Genomic DNA, 20,621 nt, shown 5'->3' with positions numbered 1-20,621 from the left:
CATGGCAGAGCCGGACCGGATCATCGCCACCATTCTGGGCTGCGGTTCCTCGGGCGGCGTTCCCAGAATCGGCAATGACTGGGGCGAATGCGATCCCAACGAGCCACGCAATCGCCGCCGGCGCTGCTCGCTGCTGATCGAAGGCTGGCGGGAGGGCGTGGCGCAACCGACGCGTATATTGGTCGACACCGGCTGTGATCTGCGCGAGCAATTGCTCGATGCCGAGGTCGATCGGGTCGATGCGGTCTTCTACACGCATGAGCACGCCGACCATAGCCACGGCATCGATGATCTGCGCGTGCTGGCCCTGCACAACCGGCGCCGCGTCGACGTCTATTTTTCCCGGGCCTGCGGAGAGCGACTCAACGAAGCCTTCGGCTATTGCTTTTCCACCCCGGCGGGCAGCGCCTATCCACCGATCCTCAACGCGCATATGATCGAGCATGGCGATCGCGTCGCGGTCGACGGGCCGGGCGGAACCATGTCCATCGACGCCTTCGACCAGATCCATGGCGACATCGTTTCCTTCGGCTATCGCATCGGCGGCCTTGCCTATAGCTGCGACCTGTCCGCCGTTCCGGACCGCTCGCTGGAGGCATTGGCCGCTCTTGATATCTGGATCGTCGACGCCTTGCGCCGCACGCCGCATCCGAGCCATCTCAGCCTGCCGGAGACGCTGGCGCTGGCCGAACGCCTCGCGCCGCGCCAGACGGTGCTGACCAATATGCATATCGACCTGGACTACGCCGCGACGGAGGCCGAGACGCCCGACAACGTCACGCCGGCCTTCGACGGCATGCGCATCGACGTCCTGTCCGGTCGTATCCTCAATCGGTAGAGCGTGAACTCGGGTCGTTGGCGATCGCATCCGGCAATTCCCTTCAAAGGCGCTGTTCACGAGTTCGGTCAACCGGCTCCTGGGCACCAGTGCCTTAGCGAGCCGGTTCGGCTGCTGCTCCGAGCAAGATCTCGAGATCAAGGATTGTGTTTCGCAAGAGGCCTCGATACTATTCATTCAATTATTCACATGAATGATGGCAACAGAATTGCCGATGTCGAACCCCCGTCCAAAGCATGTCATTTTCGAACACCTCGCCGAGATCGCGCAAGCGCTGGGCCATCCGAATCGGCTGGAATTGCTAGAAGCACTCGCCCAAGGACGGCATTCCGTCGAAGAGCTCGCCGAGCAATCCGGCATGTCTTTCGCCAACACCTCCCGCCATTTGCAGATTTTGCGGCGGGCGCGGCTGGTCGAGACGGAGCGGCGCGGCAAGCATGTTCTCTACAGTCTTGCCGGCGATGCGGAGGTGGTGACGCTGATCGGTGCGCTGGGCCGGGTCGGCGAAAGGAACATCGCCGAGATAAACCGCGTCATGGACGACTATTTCAATGCCCGCGACACCATGGAGCCGGTATCCCGCGAGGCGCTGGCGGAACGCCTGGAGGCAGGCCTCGTCATCTTGCTCGATGTCCGCTCCCAGGATGAATTCGCCCAGGGCCACCTGCCGGGCGCCCGCAACATTCCATTCCTGGACCTCGAGAGACGCCTCGGCGAATTGCCCAAAGAGGGCGAAATCGTCGCTTATTGCCGCGGACCCTATTGCATTTACGCGGTGGAGGCCGTGTCCGCCTTGCGGGCGCAGGGCTTTAACGCCCTGCGGCTGGAAGGCGGCTTTCCCGAATGGAAGGCCGCGGGCCTCGCCGTCGAGACGTCCCAACCAGCCTGACGGCAATTTCATGACTATTGCGGTGCTTGGGCACCGAGCATCTCTTTCCGGTTGAAGTGTCCATGTCGCAAACTATCGCTAGCCCAGAGCTCGACTCCGCATCTGCCGCGCAATATCTCCATGGACGCAGCAATGTCGCCAGGCTAACCATCGCCCAGGCCTTGGCCGGAGCCAATTCGGTCGTGGTCTATGCGACCGGCGCCATCGTCGGAAACGCGCTCGCCCCCAGCCCGGCGCTGGCGACCTTGCCCATATCCGTCTTTGTGGTGGGCATGGCTGCCTGCACCCTGCCGGCCGGCGCCATCGCTCAGCGCTACGGGCGCCGCGCGGCTTTCCTCGTCGGGACGGGGGCTGGCGTACTCGTCGGCCTGCTCGCGACCCTGGCGGTAGTGATCGGCTCGTTCTGGCTGTTCAACGTCGCGACCTTCTTCGGCGGCGCCTATGCCGCGGTCGTGTTGTCGTTTCGCTTTGCGGCGGCCGATTGCGTTCCGCCCGAGCGGAGGCCGCGCGCCTTGTCGTTCGTCATGGCGGGCGGGGTGGTCGCCGGCGTCGTCGGGCCACAACTGGTGACACACACCATGTATCTGTGGATGCCGCACATGTTCGCGGCGACCTTTATCGCGCAGGCGGCAGTGGCGGTGCTGTCGGCCGTCATCTTGCTGGGCGTGCGCCTGCCGGCCCCGACGGCGGCAGAAGTCGCCGGCGGGCGGCCGCTTGCGGTCATCGCGCGACAGCCGCGGTTCATCATCGCGGTCATCTGCGGGGTGGTCTCCTATCTGCTGATGAATTTCCTCATGACCTCCGCGCCACTGGCCATGCAGATGTGCGGCTTGTCACAGGAGGCGGCCAATCTCGGCCTCGAATGGCACGTGATCGCCATGTATGCCCCCAGCTTCTTTACCGGACGGCTGATTTCGCGGTTCGGAGCGAGCAATGTCGTCATGGCCGGCCTCGCGCTCACCGGCGCGTCCGCGGCGGTGGGGCTGCTCGGCATCGACGTGGCTCATTTCTGGGGCACGCTCATCCTTTTGGGGATCGGCTGGAACTTCGGCTTCATCGGTGCGTCCGCCATGGTGCTGGAAACGCATCGCCCGGAAGAAAAGGCCCGGGTGCAGTCCCTCAACGATTTCATCATTTTCGGGACGATGGCGCTAGGCTCGTTCCTGTCGGGAGGCCTGCTGTCGGCCTATGGGTGGAGCACAGTGCTCTGGCTCTCCTTCATTCCTCTCGTACTGGCGGTCCTGGCCCTGTTCGGCTCGGCTGCCATGCGGCGCACCAGGACAGCGGGGTAAATGGCGGACGTGGGCCGGTTCTTGAAGCTTTGTTCGGCCCGCTCTAGCCTAGCCGCTCATGGTGGCGCTGGGTCGGTCGTGCACTATGTCCATTGGCGAAAAAGAGCCGGGCCGGCAGTCGTATGAGCACCAACCCCTGGGACGAGCGCTATCGCGGAGACGATTATCTGTTCGGGCGGGAGCCGAACGCTTTCTTGAAGCTGGAGGCTCGTCGTCTCGCGGCTGGGCGACGGGTCCTGGCCGTCGCCGACGGAGAGGGACGCAACGGCGTTTTCCTCGCCGGGCTCGGTCTTGACGTCCACGCTATCGATTCATCCTCCGTCGCGCTGGAAAAGAGCGCAAGACTGGCACAGGAGGCGGGGGTGGAGATCGAACTCGAGCAGGCCGATCTTTCGATGTGGCATTGGCCCGAAGCGGCCTATGACTACGTGGTCGCCATCTTCATCCAATTCGCCGACCCCGCAATGCGCGCGGAGATATTCGAGGGGATGAAGCGCTCGGTGAAGCCCGGCGGACTGGTGCTGATGCAGGGTTATCGTCCCGAGCAGGTGGATCTGGGCACGGGCGGGCCTCCGCAACGCGAGCAGATGTATACCCGAGACCTGCTTTTGACGGCGTTCGACGACTTCGAAATTTTGAGTCTGGACGAGCACGATACGGTCATCAGAGAAGGCCGTGGTCACGAAGGACTGTCGGCGTTGATCGATCTCGTGGCGCGCCGTCCTGTCGGGAGCGTTTCCTGAAGAGCCGCGCGGAAGCCGGTTTCCTGTGGTTCCGGATGAGTAAAAGTTCCATAATATATATTATGCGAACAAAAACCCAGAACCACCCCGGAGACCCCTCCGCAGGAATCCAGCCATGAACTGATTTGGGTGGAGCCGTCAAGCGGGTCTACCGACCCGGTCCCCTTAAGGGGTTGCACCCCAATCGCCGTCAAGCAGCGACCGTGACTCACTACGACCTGGCCTAACGGCTAGGTCTTCGTTGCGTCCGCACCACTCGCAACTTGACCGCGATTTCCCCGCCAACGCTGACGCTCGCCGCTTGGCAGCGGTTGAGGCCCTTTCGGCCTCAACCCTGTTCCAAGTGGGAGGCACACCATGAATTCCAAATCCGTCACTAATAACGGGAGTCGCAATCGCCAAGCTGACTTCCGCCGCCGCATGGAAGCGGCAGGCTACGTTCAAGTGACCGGTTGGGTACATCGCGACCAAGCCGCCGACGCATTAACCATGCTCCGGCGCTTGCGGGAGAACCCGGCCCTATCGCCGGTTTCGCTGCGCAACTCCGCAACGAATAAATTCGAAGGCCTGAACTAATGGCCCGGCCTCGCAAGTGGTACGTGGTAGCCGCCTTGGGCGAGCCACCCCGGATCATAACCGGGTCCATCGAGGCCCGGAGGCAAGGCGCGGTCGCCGGCTTCGCCTCCGAGATGGCCGCACAAGAATGGGCAGCATGGTGGCAGTACGACATGGCAAAGCCACGTCCACAAACAAAGGCGCGGCCCACAAAGGCCGCGCCCTGCACATGCTGCCATTGCCGCGCCGTTGCGCGGTTCAACACCCGTACTTAGTGCCCTTCCACGGCACGAAGCTTTTACCGGAGCCGCCACCGCCCTTGGGCCGGTTGTCCTCGGGACGCGCCTTGCAGCGCGGCGGCTCCTTTTTATCCCGGTGCGCGGCCTTGGCGTCCGACTTCTTCGAAGGCCCCGGGTCGCTCTTGGCAGGCTCCGCCCGCCGCCGCTTGGCATCCACCCGATTGTTTTTCGGGGGGGATTTCCCCCGCACAGTTTTACCCTCTCCGGTCCGCGCGTCCCGCACGGGCGAGGTGGCAATTCCTCTGCGCTCCAACTGCCCTGTGACCGATAAACTTAGCTGACTATTCCGCCGCGTCGCCACCCGTACCGGGTCCGCCTTTTTCGCCGTAATGCGCATTCCAGCGCCCGACTTTCCCGAGTGGTCGCTGTCGCTGTTCTGCTCCGACACCAGCGACATTGCGGGCCCTGAATTCGAGAACCCACTGCCGAAACGATTTGTGGCCACCGATATCGGGCTGGTCGCTCGAGCGACACCAGCCCTTGCCGACGATGAACGTCCAACCGAGCTTGCTCTTGTACTGGACGTATTGCTCGAACGCGTCGGCGTGGTCCGCCCGCTCGCAGAACTCGTCGAACTCGACGAGCGCTTGTCGTTGTCTTTCTTCTTCGCCATTTTCACCCTCTTTCACCCACTGGTAACGCCAGTGATCCATTTCGATAATGCGCATGTCGCGCTTCCACTGCTCGAGCTCGTCCCGGCTCTCGTCAGCCATGGCCTTGATTTCCTGACCCGTTGGAATGCGGTCGCGACTTTCGCCGCCCGGAAATTCCTGCCGAATGAGCATCCGCGCTTCGTCTGTGACGATCTTTCCGTATTCCTCATAAAGATCGACCAATTCGCTTTTTGGGCGCGGCCTATCGCCGTGGACCTCCGGCCAACGGGCGATGAAGCGATCCAAGAAGATTTCCGCCGTGCGGCCTTTCAGCCGAAACAGAAGCGGCGAACCGTCCTTCTTCTTGACCTCCGGAAAGCGGTAATCCAGCGTTTGGGGCGCTAGGTGCTGATCCACATGCAGGTCAGCCCACCGGATGAAATATTCCGCGCCGAGCGGCGGCTTTTTGGACATTTGCGGCTTGCGCTGCGCCGCCTCATCATCCTCGTCCTTGAGGATGTATTTGCAGTTGTAAAAAATGTCCTCGAACACCGCTTTCTTCCAGAACATGAAGCCGTGCGGCCAAGCCGCACAGACTTCGTGGTCATAGAGCTTGCCGTATTCGTTCCGGTGCCGATCGCTGAAATTGATGCCCAATTCGTGCGTCGGCACACGGTCCCGGAAATGCAGGATGACATGCCAATGGGTGCGGCTCTTGAGGCCGCCCAATTCTCCGGTGACGAAATAATCCACGGCATAGCCGAGCCAGCGCAAATACTTGATGAACTTTTGCACGTCCGAGTAGGTCAGCACCGCCGCCCGGATATGATCGGAGCGGCCAGCAATGGGCATGCGGTCCTCGTCCAGTTCGGGGCCGTAGGTCAGTGTGCAGGCGAAGGACGCCGCGCTGACCTTGGCTTGAGCTATGTTGCGCCCTGCCCAGTCTTTGACCCGATTGTATCGGCATAGCTCGCAGTTGCGACAGGCGACGACCGTACCGTCAGAGAGCGTATTGGGAGCTTTGCACATCGTAAATTCGTCGCCTGTCACTAACTGCATAGTTCCCCAAGAAACGGGGGCGGGCGCGCGCGGGGTTATATATACAACCCCGCGCGCGCATCTTGCTCACACCTGTGAGCGCTCTTTGGCGAGCAGCGCCAATGCTTCCGGCACCGTCCTAACGTCCGGATTGGACTGGAACACGCCACGAATAACGCGCCAGTCCGCTAGCTCCCAATGGGCGGGATCATAGAATTTCCAATCCCCGCCCCATACGAGCTTGACGCCGAGCGACAGCGCGACCTCTTTGCCCACATGGCCGATCAACGACCATTGCTGATCGTTCAGGTTCCAGCCTTGGGTTCCGTGCACCAGATCGACCGCGCAGCCGAAATTATGCGGGCTTTGCCCGGCTTTCGCCTTGGAGCGCCCTGCCCGATATAATTCGTCCTGACGCTCCGGCATTCGCCAGACCTCGTGGGCGAACATCGGCACTCCGAGCGCCCGCATGCGCCGGATGAACCGGCCTTCGAACGCCACGATGAACGGATGCGCGCCCTCGCGCCCGGCCCTGAACTGCTGTTCCTGATGCCGGAGGGACGCGAGAAACTCGCGATCCCTCATACCCTCGAGCGCCTCCCGGAACTTGCCCGGGAGGGTAATCGAGGCCGGTTCAGGAGGCGGGCTGTTCCTCAGCCACGCCTTCTGGCTCGGGGTCAGGGGCGGGAGGTGGGTCCTCTTGGCCCTCACCCGCAGGAAGCTCTCCCTGATCATCTCCGCCACTGTCCGCACTGTCGGCCTCCCTTGCCTCGGCCTCGGCCACGGCGGCCTGCAGCTTCGCATTACGCCTGCGCTCATTTTCGAGCATGAGGCTCTGCATGTAGATGATTTGCTCGCTTTCGGAGCGGCGCTGATGCGGCTTGGCGAACACCACCTTGCCGTCATTGACGAAGGCCAGATTGCGGCCCTCATCGGTGTAGAAGTACACCTCCGATTCGGAGGTAACCCACACTTCCACCGGGCCGTCAGCGACGAATTCGATCGTCTCCATGCCCCTAAACGCGGCAAGGAAAATCACCTTGTCGTCGGGGTAGACCAGTTGGAAACTGGCATCCGTGACCGCGTTGACTTCCAGCCGCACCGGCCTGCGCCCCTGCCCTTCAAGGCTGATGACGTCACCCACCGGAAGCTGGAACCAGCGCCGGGGGTCTTTAAGCTTGATAACCATGGTTATGCCTCATCCTTCACACGGGTATGGTCCATCTGGCCCATGACTTTGTCATAGTTGTCGGTGGCCTCGATCAGCATGCCGCCGAATTGCGTCAGGCCGTCGAGAACGACATTGCCCTGCACCATCAACTCGAACGGATCACTGGTTTCGTCGAGGAAGATGGAAGTGGTCAGTTCCTGACAGAGATAGAAGCTTTCCGCCAAGGCCGGGTCCACTTCCTCATGCGCCCAAAAGCGCTGACGCAGCACATTCGTGCCACCGCCAACTTCTGGCTTGAGGAACTTGCCGCCGATCCCGGGACCGAAGGCGTTCCACTTCCAGTTGAGCGGGCCATAGGCGAACAGGCCATCAGGATCGGAATGGTCAGTATCGATCTCGCCGTTGACGACCACATCGACCTTTTCCGGGTCCGCGAAATCGCGCAGCGCCTGCGGCCACTGATCTACAGCCGTCGAATGCAGGAACGGGTCCTGTTGGCGCTCGAAAAGCTGATCGGGCAGGATTTCGACCTGGACGATGACGATGCCGCCCACATCCAGCTTGGGAACGCGCAGCGTGATATCGCCGGTGGCGATACCGGACACCGCCGCCTCGTCCAGATTGCCGTGGTCAGTGGCATAACGCTTCGCCTGCCGGAACGTGAACGTCCGATCCGCGATCAGGAAGGGCTGTTTTAGCGCCTGATCTGGCAGAGAAAGGCCATTCATCAGGAACGTATCGATGATGTAGTCATCATCGTGCCCTTCGTACTTGGCACGAAGCTTGGCAAACGCCTGCACTTGCTTGGCCATCTCGATATTGGCCAGCGAGATGGTCACGCCGTTTGCCGCCATTTCCGCGAAAATGGCCGGACGCGAAGTGTCGCCGTCCATTTCCACGAATAACCGCTCCTGAGTACCACGAGCGTACTGAACCATGTCCTCTTTGCCAGTCTCGTAAACATCGCGGCTGGCAATACCGCCGACAGTGCCCAAACCAAGGCCCGAAACCGGCAGCCTGCCCTCAACAACATTGAGCGCAACCTGACCATCCATCACCGCCGCATCGAAATCCGGAACCAGATGCTCAAAGCGTCCAGCGGGCCAGAAGGCCGGCGCAAGCGTTTCGGTCAGCCGGCTGCGCGGCGTGATCTGCTCCGAGCGGTTCTTCGCCCGGTAATTCCAGACCGCGTTATACGCTTCCAGATACATCGAGTTAACATCGGTGCCCGGCTCCGCATGCAGGCCCAGCGTCTTGTAGAACTCGCTAGCGCCATAAGCGCCCATAGTGTGAGTTTCGACAAACGGGATCACCTGCCCAGCAAGGCCCTCTTCGCCCGCATAGGAGCGGTCGAATTCGTCCCGGCTTCCGGCAAAGCGCTCGAAAGCGAGCCATGGGACGCAATAGGCCGTCACCCGCGCCCGGACCTTGTTGATAATCAGGTCCTTGGTTTCCGCCATCTCGATAGCGAAGGAAATGCGCGAACTATTCCATTTCCCGTCACTCGAGCGCCGCCCGACAATGGCGTCCTCGCGGAACATCGGAATAGCCGCGATCGGGGCACAAACACCCGGCTTCACCGAAGTGATTTTCGCAATCGCATGATTGCGCTTGGAACGCGGGAACTTGACAGGCCGCGTCTGTAGACGATTGACGTTCTTCAATGCTTTCTCCTAAGTTTCTTCCAAATTCGCGCAATAGCGGCTCGACGCCGTGCGCACTTACGACAGGGGATGCGTCTCATGCCGAAACCCGGCCTCCGTATTCTGGTTTGGTTCCTGTGGCCGCTGATCCCATGGGCCGCGGTTTCCATCGTCCATGCGATCACCAGCGCCACGCTTGGCTAAAAGCCGCCCATTGGGACCACGTACCCCGTGCCCAATGCGCGGTGCAGTTGCTGCGAAATCCGCCCGTCCTGACGCACGAACGCATCCGAAATCGCGTTCCAAGCGCCCGGGCCAGTGGCCCAACTGTCCATAATTTCCCGGGCGCGCGGATCATCCTTTCGGGCATTCGAAACGATATCCGTTCCGAATCCCCAATCAGCAAAGCGCCCGGCGTTGAACATCAGATCAGCTGACGCGACCACAACACCGCCGATCCAGTCGCCGGGCTCGCCGTAACGCTCCTCCCATTCCGAGGCGTCCGACCACCAAGGATTGGATTGCCACCAATCCCCACCGACCAGCAGCCCGGTGCCCTCGTCCTTGACGCCGATTTCCAACGGGCCGGGAGTGGACAGAACGAGATTGGAGCCGGAACCCCGGCCACCGCCGCCGCGACCCGTGGTCACGCGGGGCGAGCCGGGGCCGGAGCCGCCGCCGCCTGAACCAGTGCTGGCTCCGGACGTTCCCGAGCCGGAACCCATCGAGCGCGCAAGCTCGAGCGCCGAGGGCTGACTACTGGAGCCGGACCACGTTGCGCCCTGAAAGGCCTCCCGCTCACGGTCAAGGCGAGCGTTGACGCTGCCGGTCCAATCACCGGCAGCGCGGCCGTCGTTGTAATTGTCGCGCCACGACTGGCGCTGATATTCGGTAGTGCCGGTAACCCGGTCATACCAATCCATGTCAGCGCACCCGCCGATTGACGTACCAATCGGCAATCAGGTCATACACAAGCGCCGAACCGGCGATGACGTAAGCGCCGACCTGATACGCCAGATCGCCCTGCACGCCATAGCCGACGAGCAGCGCCGCCGTGGCGGTCCCTACCCTGCCCATGAGAGGCAGCAGGATATGCGTTTTGATCGTGTTGAGCATGAAAGCCCTCCGTAGGTTTCGACCTACGGAAGGATCAGAACGGGGCGGGGGTTTTTGGCGCGCCTCTATATATTATGCGAAATACAGATATGCGGGCGTCGAGGGCCGATCGGGCTTCGGTGTCCCATCCTTGCCTTGCTATGATGTCGCCCTGACGATTCCCAGGATCCGAGCTATGCAGCCTTCCCGCGACATTTCCCGCCTGATCGAAATCATGGCGGCGCTCCGCAATCCCGATGGCGGTTGCCCATGGGATCTGGAGCAGGATTTTCGCTCCATCCGCCACTACACGATCGAGGAAGCCTATGAGGTGGCTGACGCCATCGAGCGCGAGGATTTCGCCGATCTGCGCGACGAGCTGGGCGACCTGCTGCTGCAACCGATCTATCACGCGCAAATGGCCAAGGAGGAAGGCCGTTTCGACATTGGCGACGTGGTCTATGCCATCACTGAAAAACTCATCCGCCGCCATCCGCATGTGTTCGGCGACGTGGTAGCCGATGGCGCTGACGATGCCCAGAATCGCTGGGAGGCGATCAAGGCCCGCGAGCGCGCCGCCAAGGCAGAGCGCAAGGGCGACACGGCGCCGTCGCTGCTCGACGATGTGCCGCAGGTCCTCCCCGCCCTGGCCCGCGCCGAAAAACTGACCAGGCGCGCCGCCAAGATCGGCTTCGACTGGCCGGACCTGCAGGCCGTCCGTTCCAAGGTGGAGGAGGAACTCAACGAGGTTTCAGACGCGCACGACGCCAGCGACCAGGCGGCCCTGCACGAAGAGTTGGGCGACCTGCTGTTCGCGGTCGCCAATATGGCGCGCAAGGCCGGCATCGACCCGGAGGCGGCGCTGCGGGACGCCAACAGCAAGTTCATGCGCCGCTTCCACTATGTCGAAGCCCGCTGCCGCGAGGACGACGTGGAACCGGCAGCGGCCGGGCTGGAGCGGCTGGACAGCTACTGGAACGAGATACGGGCCCTGGACAAGGGTTAGAGCCTTTCATCGTCAGGCGGAATCGGCGCCCTTGGAGGTAGCTGCCTTTCAGAGGTCCGAAACGGCGATGCGACCGTTGAAACGCTCCAGAAATTCCGCGCGGTGGCGCGGATCGACCCGCACCACGTAGTCCGATCCGCTCTCGGTCGGCTCGCTGCGGGAAATCACTTCGGAATGATTGTGGAGCCAGCCGATATCGCTGCCGGCGCTGTGCGGCACGTGGACGTGATAGGTGCGGCTTTGCTCACCCAAGACGCGCTCGATCACCAGTTTCAACTCGTCCAGCCCCTGCCCCGTATGGGCGGAAACCGGCACGGTGGCGACCACCCTGCCCGCCGGCACCGCGCCGGTCAACGCGCGGTCCGGCTCGTCCAGCAGGTCGATCTTATTCCACACCTCGACGATCGGCGTGGTTTCCGGCGAAACGCCCAGTTCCTCCAGTACCGCAAGCACGTCCCTGGCCTGGGCCGGGTGATCGGGGCTGGCAATGTCGCGGACGTGCAGGACGATATCCGCATCGATCACTTCCTCGAGCGTCGCGCGAAACGCCGCCACCAGATCGTGCGGAAGGTCGGCGACGAAACCGACGGTATCGCTGAGCATCACCTCGCGGCCATGCGGCAGACCGATCTTGCGCACTGTGGTATCGAGCGTGGCGAAAAGCAGGTCCTCGGCGAAGACGGTGGCGCCGCTCAAAGCATTGAACAGGCTTGACTTTCCGGCATTGGTGTAGCCGACCAGCGCGACCACGGGGATCATCGCCCGCAGGCGCAGGCTGCGCTGCTGGGCGCGCGTCCTCTTCACCTTTTCCAGCCGGTCCTCGAGCAGGTCGATGCGCTCGGCGATCTGCCGGCGGTCGCTTTCGATCTGCGTTTCGCCCGGGCCGCCCATGAACCCCATGCCGCCGCTGCCGCGCTGGCGCTCAAGGTGGGTCCAGGACCGGACCAGCCGGCTTTTCTGGTAGTTCAGATGCGCCAGCTCAACCTGCAGCACGCCTTCGCGCGTGGCGGCCCGCTCCCCGAAAATCTCGAGGATCAACGCCGTGCGATCGAGGACCTTGGCACCGGTTTCCCGCTCGAGATTGCGCTGCTGGATGGGCGAGAGCGCCGCGTCCACGAGCAGCAGATCGATATGCTCGGCAGCGATGCGTTCGGCCAGCGCCTGCACGTGGCCGGCGCCCAGATAGGTGGCCGGACGGATTTCGCGCACCCTGACGATTTCCGAAAGGACGATGTCGAGCCGGATCGCGCCCGCCAGGCCTTCGAATTCGGCCTGCCGCGCCTCTATGTTGTGATGGGAGGACTTGCCGCGAATCTCGGGGCAGACGAGCGCCGCCCGCGTCGGCTTTTCCTGCCGATCGATATACGGCTTCGGGCCGCCGCCCCGGGTGCGTTCCCCGTCCTCAAAATCGTCCATATAAGCCTGTCAGTCGCGGTCGCTGTTCTGCTGCTCGGGATCGAACAACTGGATCGGCGCCCCGGGCATGATGGTGGATATGGCGTGCTTATAGACCAGTTGCGACTGCGCGTCACGGCGCAGCAACAGGCAGAAATTGTCGAACCAGGTGATCACCCCCTGCAGCTTCACGCCATTGACCAGGAAAATGGTGACCGGGACTTTTTGCTTACGAACGTGATTGAGAAAGGAATCCTGCAGGTTTTGCTGCTTCTCGCTGGGCATTCAGGCCTCTTTGCCGCGGCATTGATTGTCGCTGTTGTCGTCACAATAAATTGCGCTCGGGCCTTACAGAAACTGCCGCCCAGTCCCTGAGGCCCGAATTATCGTATATGGTCACTATGGCACAGAAGCGGTGACCTGCCTACCCGCCGCAAGCCTGTCCATGACGACGCCGCCTCCCCACTCCCTTCAGAGGCCAAGGGACTTGATCTTGCGGTGCAGCGCGCTGCGCTCCATGCCGACGAACTCCGCGGTCTTGGAGATATTGCCGCCGAACCGTTCGATCTGAGCCAGAAGATATTGGCGCTCGAACACCTCCCGCGCATCCCGCAGCGGCAGGCTCATCAGATGCGCGGAAGAATCCGTGTCCCCGACCGTGGGCAGAACCTCGCCGATATCGGAGGGCAGCATGGCGGCGGTGATGATGCCGTCCTCGGGCTGCTGGTCCTTCATCAGAATGAGAAGGCGCTCGATGGAATTGCGCAATTGCCGGGCATTGCCGGGCCAGTCCTGCGCCTGCAGCACCGCCATGGCGTCGTCGCCGATGGTCAGGCGCTGCAGATTGTGCATGCGGCACACCTGCTCGATGAAGACCGACACCAAAGGCGGCACGTCCTCGCGGCGCTCGCGCAGCGGCGTCAGGGGAAGCGGCACGATGGACAGGCGGTGGAAGAGGTCGGAGCGGAACTCACCCGCCTCGATCCGCGCCGCGACATTCTGCGAGCTGGAGGAGATGATGCGGACATCGATGGGAACGGCCTGGGTGCCGCCGACACGCTGGAACCGGTTTTCCACCAGGGTGCGCAACAGGGTCGTTTGCACCTGCTGAGGCAGCGTCGTCACTTCCGAAAGGTAGAGCGTGCCGCCATGGGCCCGCTCGAGGGCGCCGACCTCCACCTTGAGCAGACCGTTCTTTTCCCGCGCCTCGCGCCCGAACAGCACCACCGGGACTTCCTCGGGCGCATAGAGCGATGCGTTGATCTCCACAAAAGGCGCGTCGAGACGGGGGCTGCGCTGATGGATCTGGCGGGCGATCAGGCCCTTGCCCGCACCGGATGGCCCGGAAATGAAAATACGCGAATTGGTCGGCGCAGATTTCTCGATGATGGCGCGCACCTGTTGCAGCGCCGGAGAAATGCCGGCCATTTCGGCGCTCTTGCCCGCCGAGCGCTCCTTGAGCTCCGCCACCTCGTTGCGCAGGCGCGTCGCCTCCATGGCGCGCTGGGTGATGTGCAGCAGCCGGTCGATCTTGAACGGCTTTTCGATATAGTCGTAGGCGCCGCGACGGATCGCGGAGACCGCCGTTTCCACGTTGCCGTGCCCCGAGATCATCACGACGGGCATGTCGGGATGCTGGCTCTGAAACACGTCGAGCAGTTGCAGCCCGTCGAGACGCGAACCCTGCATCCAGATATCGAGGAACACCAGGCTCGGCCGCCGGCGAGCAATTTCGTTGAGGCCGCTATCGGCGTCATGGGCCTGCCTAGCCTCATAGCCTTCATCCTCGAGAATGCCCGCGATCAGGTCGCGGATATCGTCCTCGTCGTCGATAATCAGAATGTCGAGTGCCATCTATTTTTGAACAACCGCAGATAATTGCGGCGCCTCCTTCTGGGATGAGGGATCGTCCGCCGCCGCGGCCCCATCCTCGCTGGTGGTCCTTGCAGGTGAATGCAAAGGAATTGTGAACGTCACGCAGGCCCCTACCCGGCCCTGCGGATCGGGGTCGGCATCGATGAGCTCGACGATGCCGCCGTGCTGCTCGATGATCCGGGCGACGATGGCCAGTCCCAGCCCCGTGCCCTTCTCCCGCGTGGTCATATAGGGCTCGAGCAGGCGCTGGCGGTTTTCCCCGGGCCAGCCCTTGCCGTTGTCCGACACCGAAACCCGGGCGTGATTGCCCTCGACATGCGCTTCGACGGTGATGATCGGCTGCCAATCTCCCGACCGGGAAAGGCCTTCAAATGCCTCGACTGCGTTCTTGATAAGGTTGGTCAGTGTCTGGGAAACCAACCGGCTGTCGAACCAGGCATAAATCGCCTCGTCGGGCAGCACGGTGACGATATCGACCTCGGGCAGCCTTACGCTTTCGAGGAATACGGCTTGGCGGACGGTGTCGCTGAGGTCGGCCAGTTCCGGCACCGATTCGGGCATCCTTGCAAAGGCCGAGAACTCGTCCACCATGCGGCCGATATCGCCCACCTGCCGCACAATAGTGTTGATGCACTTGTCGAAAATCTCGCGATCGTCCTCCAGCTTGTTGCCATAGCGCCGGCGCAGGCGCTCGGCGGAAAGCTGGATCGGCGTCAGCGGGTTCTTGATCTCGTGGGCGACGCGGCGCGCCACGTCCGCCCAGGCGCTGGTGCGCTGGGCGGATTCCAGATCCGTGATATCGTCGAAGGTCAGCACATAGCCCTTGGATTCGGCGATGGTGCCCTCCCGGGTGAGTTGCACCTGATAGATGCGGCGGTCGGTTTCGTTGCCGAGCTGGATCTGCCCGCGCACCTGCCCCCGCCGGGCCGAGCGCGCCTTGTCCATGGTAGGAGCGATTTCGGGCATGATGTCTTCCATCCGCTCACCCATCAGCTCGATCTCGGTCCGGCCCAGCATTTCGCAGGCGCGCTGATTGACCAGCGTGATGGCGCCGAAGGGGTCGAGGCCAATGATGCCGGCCGAAACGCCTTCCACCACGGCTTCGGTGAATTGCCGGCGCTTCTCGTTGACCTCATTGGCCTTGAGCAGAGCCTCGCGCTGGGTCTTGAGCTGGCGGGTCATCCGGTTGAAGCCGTGGGACAGGTCGCGCAGATCGCCGGTCCCCTCCTGCACCGGCACCCGCACGTCGAGATCGCCCGAACTGACCCGGCGCGAGGCGATCATCAGGTTCCGGATCGGATCGACGAAGCGGTTGGCCAGCGCAATGCCGACCCACAGCGCGGCCAGGAGCAGCACCACCGCCAAGCCGACATACATGATGGTGAAGGTGATCTGGAAGACCAGGCGGCTCGAAGCGTATTCGCGATATTCCGTAATGTTCTGGTCGGTCAGGCGCATATATTCGAGCACTTCGGCATCGACGGGGCGGGCCACGAACAGATAGGTGGCATCGTAGCCGCGCAGCTTGACCACCGATCCGACGAACTGGGTCGAGCCCGGGGCGATCGGCGTGGGAATGCCTTCGATCACGCCCTGGGTGATGCCGACCGGCAATTTGGGAAAGGTCCCGGCCACATTGATCTGGGCCCGCATGAGGGTGTTGCCATCCTCGTCGATCAGCGAGGTGAAGGGCAGCGACCGGGTCACCGCCAAAGCAGTGAGGATGCGCTCGAAACGGGTGGGATCGCTCTCATAGGTGGCGTGGGCCTGTTCCAGCTCGGTCGCCACCCAGATGATGTCGTCGCGCAAGACCTGCGCGTGCTCGAGCATATAGGAGCGCGCGACGAGGCGGGAGCTCTCCACCATGGCGCGCGTCCGCTCCGAAAACCATTGGTCGAGACCCTGGTTGAGCGCGATGGTCGCCACTACGGCCACCAGCGCCGCCGGCACCGCGGCAACGAAGGCGAACATTGCCACCATGCGCACCTGCAGGCCCGCTCCCGGCACCCGCCGCATGCGCGCCTGGATCAGCAGCATCGCCTCGGTGACCACTAGCGCGATCACAAGCAGCACCAATACGCCCGTCACAATCCAGATAATGGTCCAAACGGCCGGCGACGGCTCGATATTGGTGGTGCCCGACAGGATCAGGAACGACAGCGACGACATCAGCACCGAGGCGAACACCACCCCGAAGCCGAGCACGCGCAGCGACTGGTTCTGCTGCAGATGGAGGAACGAACGCCGCGCCGGCGGCTCGGCCGGGCGGTCTTCAAATTCCGTATCGATGGCCGAGACCGCTTCGGTCATGAACCGCCCAAAACCTTTTGCTTCGCCGGGATCGCCGGCGCGACCGCACTCCATCCACTGGCGGCATTCGCCGCGCCGTCACAGCAGGAAGGGGAAGCCTGACCCAATTCGGGCGACCCTTCAAGACAATTGTTGCTGAAATGTGACACCGGTGGCGATTGGGGTCATGCAATGCGGCGCGAAGATGGATTGCCGGGACAAGCTCCGCAATGACGAAGCCTCAGGAATCCGGTTGCGTCAGCATCCAGTCTTAAAGCGTGTGCGGGACGACGAGACCGTTTTTCAGCGTCACGATACGGTCGGCGCGGCGGGCCAGATCATGATTGTGAGTGGCGATGAGCCCGGCGGCGCCTTCGTTGCGGATGAGCCCTTCGAGCGCCGCGAAGACGCGATCGCTGGTTTCGGGATCGAGATTGCCGGTGGGTTCGTCGGCGAGGATGACGCGGGGACGATTGGCAGCGGCACGGGCGATGGCGATGCGCTGCTGTTCGCCGCCGGACAGTTCGGCAGGCCGGTGTTCGGCTCTCTGCGCCACGCCGAGCAGGTCCAGTAATTCCATCGCCCTGCCCTCGGCCTGTTTCGGGCTGCGCCCGGCGATGAGCTGGGGCATGACGACGTTTTCCAGCGCGGTGAATTCGGGAAGCAAGTGGTGGAACTGATAAACATAGCCCACAGTGGAGCGCCGCAACCGGGTTCGGGCCCGGTCGCCCAATCTGCTGGTGGGTTGGCCGACGATCTCGATTTCGCCGGCCTGCGGGCTCTCCAGCAGGCCGCACAGATGCAGCAGGGTGGACTTTCCGGCGCCCGAGGGAGCGACCAGCGCCACCAACTCGCCGCTCTCCACCGTCAGGTCAGCGGCTTCCAATACGCGGACGAGGCGTTCGCCCTCCCCATAGTGGCGATGCACCCCGGTAAGGCGCAGATGCGGCTTATTCATAACGCAGCGCCTCCACCGGATCGTATTGGGCGGCGCGCCAGGCCGGATAGAGCGTCGCGAGGAAGCTGAGCCCCAGCGCCATGCAGACCACCACCGTGACCTCCACCGGGTCGGTGCGGCTGGGAAGGGAGGAAAGGAAAAAGACCTCGGGCGGGAACAGGGTCACTCCCAATAGATCGGAAATGGATGCGCGGATGGTTTCGGCATTGGCGGCGACGACGACACCCAGCACCAGGCCGACCGCCGTGCCGATGAAGCCGATGGACGTGCCGGTGATGGAGAAGATGCGCATGATCGCGCCGCGCGTCGCCCCCATGGTCCGCAGCACGGCGATATCGGCGGCCTTGTCCTTCACCAGCATGATGAGGCTGGAAATGATGTTGAAGGCCGCGACCAGAATGATCATCGACAGGATGGTGAACATCACCACGCGCTCGACCTGCAGCGCCGAGAAAAAGGTTTCGTTGCGCTGCTGCCACGACGTGAGCACCAGCGGCCGCAAGTCCGGCACCGCCTGCAACCGCTGGCGCATGATGCCGACCGCATCGGGATCGTCGATGAAGATTTCAATGGCGGAGGCGCGCGGCACGCGCTCATAGGCGGCGTCGATTTCCTCGTCGCTGGCCAGCGGGTCGAGCGGCCCCATGCCGGGCTTGAGGACCTCGTCCACCATGCGGAAATAGTCCTGCGCGGCCTCGAGCGGCATGAACATGAAATAGCTGTCGAACTCGACCATGCCCAGATTGTAGATGGCGTTCACCGGATAGGACCGGATTTGCGGCGTGGAGCCGAAAGGGGTCATGGCGCCGTCGGGATTGATGATCTGCACCTGATCGCCGATGCCGACCCCCAGGGACTGGGCCAGCCGGTAGCCGATGGCCACGCCACGGCTGTCGTCCCATTGGTCGAAGCCCCCCTGCTCCGCCGAATTGTAAAGCAGGCTCAGCTTTTTGAGGTTTTCCTCGTCCATGCCGCGCACGGTGACGCCGGAGGAATTGCCGCGCCCCGAGGCCAGCACCTGTCCCTCGACAAAATAGACGGCGAAGCCGACGCCGTTCACCTGCTCGAGCGCGGCCACCGTCTCCTTGTAGTCGGTGAATTGGCTCTCGATGGGATAGCCGGTGAAATGGCCGTTGAGCCCGAGGATCTTGTCGAGCAGTTCGCCGCGGAACCCGTTCATCACCGACATGACGACGATCAGCGTCGCCACACCGATGGCGACGCCCACCATGGTGAGTCCGGCGATCACCGAGATGAACGCCTCCTTGCGGCGCGCGCGCAGATACCGCCCCGCGATCATCCATTCGAACCGTGAAAAAGGCCTGGTGGCCCGGGTGTCCGGGGCTTCGCGCGCGCTGATGGTCAAATGTCGGTCATCCGCTGGGGTTCGATCAGGGCCTTGAGCCGTTCAACGGCGCCCGGGAGCGGCAGGGTCTCGCGCTCGCCGCTCTTGCGATGCTTGATTTCCACTTCGCCCGATTTGAGGCCGCGAGGTCCCACAATGAGCTGGTAAGGAATGCCGACAAGATCGGCGGTGGCGAATTTAGAGCCGGCGGGCTGATCGCGGTCGTCGTAAAGAATGTCGATTCCGGCTGCGCCGAGCTTGCCATAGAGGGCGTCGCAGGCCGCGTCCGTCTCGGCGTCGCCGGCCTTGAGATTGATCAGAACCGCCTCGAACGGGGCCACCGAAACTGGCCAGACGATGCCGTTCTCGTCATGGCTGGCCTCGATGATAGCGGGCACGACGCGCGTGGGGCCGATGCCGTAGGACCCCATGTGCACGGCGACGTCCTTGCCGTCAGGCCCGGTAACGCTGGCCTTCATCGGCTCGGAATATTTGGTGCCGAAATAGAAGATGTGTCCCACTTCGATGCCGCGCGCCATGAGTTGCCTGTCGGCTGGAACGGCGGCGCGGAAGCTTTCCTCGTCGGTCATTTCGTCGGTGGCGGCGAACAACCCGGTCCAATCCTTGAAGATAGGCTCCAGGTCGCCGCGGAAATCGGTGTCCACGGGCGGGATGGGCTTATCCAGCAGGCCCTTGTCGAGGAACACCGCGCTCTCGCCGGTATCGGCCAGAACGTGGAATTCATAGGACAGATCGCCACCGATGGGACCGGTATCGGCGCGCATGGGAATACCCACCAACCCCATGCGGCGGAAGGTGCGCAGATAGGCGACGAACATGCGCTGGAACGCCTTGACCGCCGAGGCTTCGTCCACATCGAAGGAATAGGCGTCCTTCATCAGGAATTCGCGGCTGCGCATGGTGCCGAAGCGCGGGCGCACCTCGTCGCGGAACTTCCATTGGATATGGTAGAGATTGAGCGGCAGGTCCTTGTAGGACTTCACATAGGCCCGGAAGATGTCGGTGATCATCTCTTCATTGGTGGGGCCATAGAGGAATTCGCGCTCGTGGCGATCCTCGACGCGCAGCATCTCCTTGCCATAGGCGTCGTAGCGCCCCGATTCGCGCCACAAATCGGCGGGCTGGATGGTAGGCATGAGCAACTGGATGGCGCCGGAGCGGTTCTGCTCCTCCTCGATGATGCGCTGGACCTTCATCAGCACCTTGTAGCCGAGCGGCAGCCAGGAATAGAGGCCGGACGCCTGCTGGCGGATCATACCGGCGCGGAGCATCAGTCGATGGGAAACGATCTCGGCTTCCTTGGGCACGTCGCGCAGGACCGGCAGAAAATAGCGGGAAAGGCGCATGGGAACTCCGAAAAAGCGCTACTCGACTCGTGGGTTTTCTCGATGCCCACTCAAATCCTAACCGTCCATACGATGCAAGCATCCTAGCTATGCAGAATCTACTTGGCAGAGTTTAAAACTGTTGTTAGGGTCCCTGCCAATAAAACAAAGGCGGCCCAAACCGCCGGACGTCGACAACGTCAAGGGAGGAGCGTTGGCAGCCGCTTCGTAGCGAGCCTAAGACCAGCGTA

General features: G+C 62.7%; 19 protein-coding genes. 6 read left to right on the top strand and 13 right to left on the bottom strand.

Annotated features, from left to right (window positions below):
- Window position 1: 1 nt before the first annotated feature.
- From ACFOOL_RS14310 to ACFOOL_RS14290, 5 genes are all read left to right on the top strand, one after another.
- Window positions 2-838, top strand: a complete 837-nt coding sequence (locus ACFOOL_RS14310) for an MBL fold metallo-hydrolase (protein WP_380097912.1) — start codon at window positions 2-4, stop codon at window positions 836-838.
- A gap of 193 nt (window positions 839-1,031) precedes the next feature.
- Window positions 1,032-1,727 carry an ArsR/SmtB family transcription factor gene (locus ACFOOL_RS14305; protein WP_380097910.1) on the top strand — a complete coding sequence of 232 codons (696 nt, stop codon included), beginning with the start codon at window positions 1,032-1,034 and terminating at the stop codon, window positions 1,725-1,727.
- Between the two features lie 62 nt (window positions 1,728-1,789).
- Window positions 1,790-3,019, top strand: coding sequence for an MFS transporter (locus ACFOOL_RS14300; protein WP_380097908.1), 1,230 nt, complete (start codon window positions 1,790-1,792; stop codon window positions 3,017-3,019).
- Window positions 3,020-3,141: 122 nt separating this feature from the next.
- Window positions 3,142-3,762, top strand: a complete 621-nt coding sequence (locus ACFOOL_RS14295) for a class I SAM-dependent methyltransferase (RefSeq protein WP_380097906.1) — start codon at window positions 3,142-3,144, stop codon at window positions 3,760-3,762.
- Between the two features lie 357 nt (window positions 3,763-4,119).
- Window positions 4,120-4,338: a hypothetical protein gene (locus ACFOOL_RS14290; protein WP_380097905.1), complete on the top strand. Its 219-nt coding sequence runs from the start codon at window positions 4,120-4,122 to the stop codon at window positions 4,336-4,338.
- Window positions 4,339-4,897: 559 nt separating this feature from the next.
- On the opposite strand, the gene ACFOOL_RS14285 is transcribed toward ACFOOL_RS14290, so the two are convergent.
- The 6 genes from ACFOOL_RS14285 to ACFOOL_RS14260 form a co-directional block, all read right to left on the bottom strand.
- Window positions 4,898-6,268, bottom strand: coding sequence for a rolling circle replication-associated protein (locus ACFOOL_RS14285; RefSeq protein ID WP_380097904.1), 1,371 nt, complete (start codon window positions 6,266-6,268; stop codon window positions 4,898-4,900).
- Between the two features lie 66 nt (window positions 6,269-6,334).
- Window positions 6,335-6,832, bottom strand: a complete 498-nt coding sequence (locus ACFOOL_RS14280) for a M15 family metallopeptidase (protein ID WP_380097903.1) — start codon at window positions 6,830-6,832, stop codon at window positions 6,335-6,337.
- Between the two features lie 49 nt (window positions 6,833-6,881).
- Window positions 6,882-7,436 (bottom strand): hypothetical protein, encoded by a 555-nt coding sequence (locus ACFOOL_RS14275; RefSeq protein WP_380097901.1) that lies wholly within the window; start codon window positions 7,434-7,436, stop codon window positions 6,882-6,884.
- Window positions 7,437-7,438: 2 nt separating this feature from the next.
- Window positions 7,439-9,082 (bottom strand): hypothetical protein, encoded by a 1,644-nt coding sequence (locus ACFOOL_RS14270; protein ID WP_380097899.1) that lies wholly within the window; start codon window positions 9,080-9,082, stop codon window positions 7,439-7,441.
- Window positions 9,083-9,261: 179 nt separating this feature from the next.
- On the bottom strand, window positions 9,262-9,984 hold the full coding sequence (locus tag ACFOOL_RS14265; RefSeq protein ID WP_380097898.1) for a hypothetical protein: 723 nt from the start codon (window positions 9,982-9,984) through the stop codon (window positions 9,262-9,264).
- 1 nt (window position 9,985) lies between these two features.
- Complete coding sequence (locus tag ACFOOL_RS14260) at window positions 9,986-10,177, bottom strand: hypothetical protein (protein ID WP_380097897.1); 192 nt, start codon at window positions 10,175-10,177, stop codon at window positions 9,986-9,988.
- Window positions 10,178-10,352: 175 nt separating this feature from the next.
- Here ACFOOL_RS14260 and mazG point away from each other — a divergent pair, with 175 nt between their 5' ends.
- Window positions 10,353-11,162 carry a nucleoside triphosphate pyrophosphohydrolase gene (gene mazG, locus ACFOOL_RS14255; RefSeq protein WP_380097896.1) on the top strand — a complete coding sequence of 270 codons (810 nt, stop codon included), beginning with the start codon at window positions 10,353-10,355 and terminating at the stop codon, window positions 11,160-11,162.
- A 48-nt stretch (window positions 11,163-11,210) separates the two neighbouring features.
- Here mazG and hflX read toward each other — a convergent pair whose 3' ends face one another.
- From hflX to proS, 7 genes are all read right to left on the bottom strand, one after another.
- Entirely contained in the window at window positions 11,211-12,524 is a 1,314-nt protein-coding gene (gene hflX, locus ACFOOL_RS14250; RefSeq protein WP_380098022.1) for a GTPase HflX, read from the bottom strand.
- A 63-nt stretch (window positions 12,525-12,587) separates the two neighbouring features.
- Window positions 12,588-12,842 carry an RNA chaperone Hfq gene (gene hfq, locus ACFOOL_RS14245; protein ID WP_380097894.1) on the bottom strand — a complete coding sequence of 85 codons (255 nt, stop codon included), beginning with the start codon at window positions 12,840-12,842 and terminating at the stop codon, window positions 12,588-12,590.
- Window positions 12,843-13,028: 186 nt separating this feature from the next.
- Window positions 13,029-14,411 (bottom strand): nitrogen assimilation response regulator NtrX, encoded by a 1,383-nt coding sequence (gene ntrX / locus ACFOOL_RS14240; protein WP_380097893.1) that lies wholly within the window; start codon window positions 14,409-14,411, stop codon window positions 13,029-13,031.
- On the bottom strand, window positions 14,412-16,742 hold the full coding sequence (locus tag ACFOOL_RS14235; protein WP_380097892.1) for a sensor histidine kinase: 2,331 nt from the start codon (window positions 16,740-16,742) through the stop codon (window positions 14,412-14,414).
- A 250-nt stretch (window positions 16,743-16,992) separates the two neighbouring features.
- Window positions 16,993-17,679, bottom strand: a complete 687-nt coding sequence (locus ACFOOL_RS14230; protein ID WP_380097891.1) for an ABC transporter ATP-binding protein — start codon at window positions 17,677-17,679, stop codon at window positions 16,993-16,995.
- Entirely contained in the window at window positions 17,672-18,979 is a 1,308-nt protein-coding gene (locus ACFOOL_RS14225; protein ID WP_380098021.1) for an ABC transporter permease, read from the bottom strand. Before ACFOOL_RS14225 ends, ACFOOL_RS14230 begins: the two co-directional genes overlap by 8 nt.
- A gap of 62 nt (window positions 18,980-19,041) precedes the next feature.
- Window positions 19,042-20,391, bottom strand: a complete 1,350-nt coding sequence (gene proS / locus ACFOOL_RS14220; RefSeq protein WP_380097889.1) for a proline--tRNA ligase — start codon at window positions 20,389-20,391, stop codon at window positions 19,042-19,044.
- Window positions 20,392-20,621 lie beyond the last annotated feature (230 nt).

It is taken from the genome of Devosia honganensis (assembly GCF_042648785.1).
Lineage (GTDB): Bacteria > Pseudomonadota > Alphaproteobacteria > Rhizobiales > Devosiaceae > Devosia > Devosia honganensis.
Note: the sequence above shows the minus strand (reverse complement) of the source record. Positions and strands in the feature narration are given on the sequence as shown.

Excerpts from the sequence above, each read along its gene's own strand:
- ACFOOL_RS14310 (WP_380097912.1), top strand. The coding sequence starts at position 2 with ATGGCAGAGCCGGACCGGATCATCGCCACCATTCTGGGCTGCGGTTCC.
- ACFOOL_RS14305 (WP_380097910.1), top strand. The coding sequence starts at position 1,032 with ATGATGGCAACAGAATTGCCGATGTCGAACCCCCGTCCAAAGCATGTC.
- ACFOOL_RS14300 (WP_380097908.1), top strand. The coding sequence starts at position 1,790 with ATGTCGCAAACTATCGCTAGCCCAGAGCTCGACTCCGCATCTGCCGCG.
- ACFOOL_RS14295 (WP_380097906.1), top strand. The coding sequence starts at position 3,142 with ATGAGCACCAACCCCTGGGACGAGCGCTATCGCGGAGACGATTATCTG.
- ACFOOL_RS14290 (WP_380097905.1), top strand. The coding sequence starts at position 4,120 with ATGAATTCCAAATCCGTCACTAATAACGGGAGTCGCAATCGCCAAGCT.
- ACFOOL_RS14285 (WP_380097904.1), bottom strand. The coding sequence starts at position 6,268 with ATGCAGTTAGTGACAGGCGACGAATTTACGATGTGCAAAGCTCCCAAT.
- ACFOOL_RS14280 (WP_380097903.1), bottom strand. The coding sequence starts at position 6,832 with ATGAGGGATCGCGAGTTTCTCGCGTCCCTCCGGCATCAGGAACAGCAG.
- ACFOOL_RS14275 (WP_380097901.1), bottom strand. The coding sequence starts at position 7,436 with ATGGTTATCAAGCTTAAAGACCCCCGGCGCTGGTTCCAGCTTCCGGTG.
- ACFOOL_RS14265 (WP_380097898.1), bottom strand. The coding sequence starts at position 9,984 with ATGGATTGGTATGACCGGGTTACCGGCACTACCGAATATCAGCGCCAG.
- ACFOOL_RS14260 (WP_380097897.1), bottom strand. The coding sequence starts at position 10,177 with ATGCTCAACACGATCAAAACGCATATCCTGCTGCCTCTCATGGGCAGG.
- mazG (WP_380097896.1), top strand. The coding sequence starts at position 10,353 with ATGCAGCCTTCCCGCGACATTTCCCGCCTGATCGAAATCATGGCGGCG.
- hfq (WP_380097894.1), bottom strand. The coding sequence starts at position 12,842 with ATGCCCAGCGAGAAGCAGCAAAACCTGCAGGATTCCTTTCTCAATCAC.
- ntrX (WP_380097893.1), bottom strand. The coding sequence starts at position 14,411 with ATGGCACTCGACATTCTGATTATCGACGACGAGGACGATATCCGCGAC.
- ACFOOL_RS14235 (WP_380097892.1), bottom strand. The coding sequence starts at position 16,742 with ATGACCGAAGCGGTCTCGGCCATCGATACGGAATTTGAAGACCGCCCG.
- ACFOOL_RS14230 (WP_380097891.1), bottom strand. The coding sequence starts at position 17,679 with ATGAATAAGCCGCATCTGCGCCTTACCGGGGTGCATCGCCACTATGGG.
- ACFOOL_RS14225 (WP_380098021.1), bottom strand. The coding sequence starts at position 18,979 with ATGATCGCGGGGCGGTATCTGCGCGCGCGCCGCAAGGAGGCGTTCATC.
- proS (WP_380097889.1), bottom strand. The coding sequence starts at position 20,391 with ATGCGCCTTTCCCGCTATTTTCTGCCGGTCCTGCGCGACGTGCCCAAG.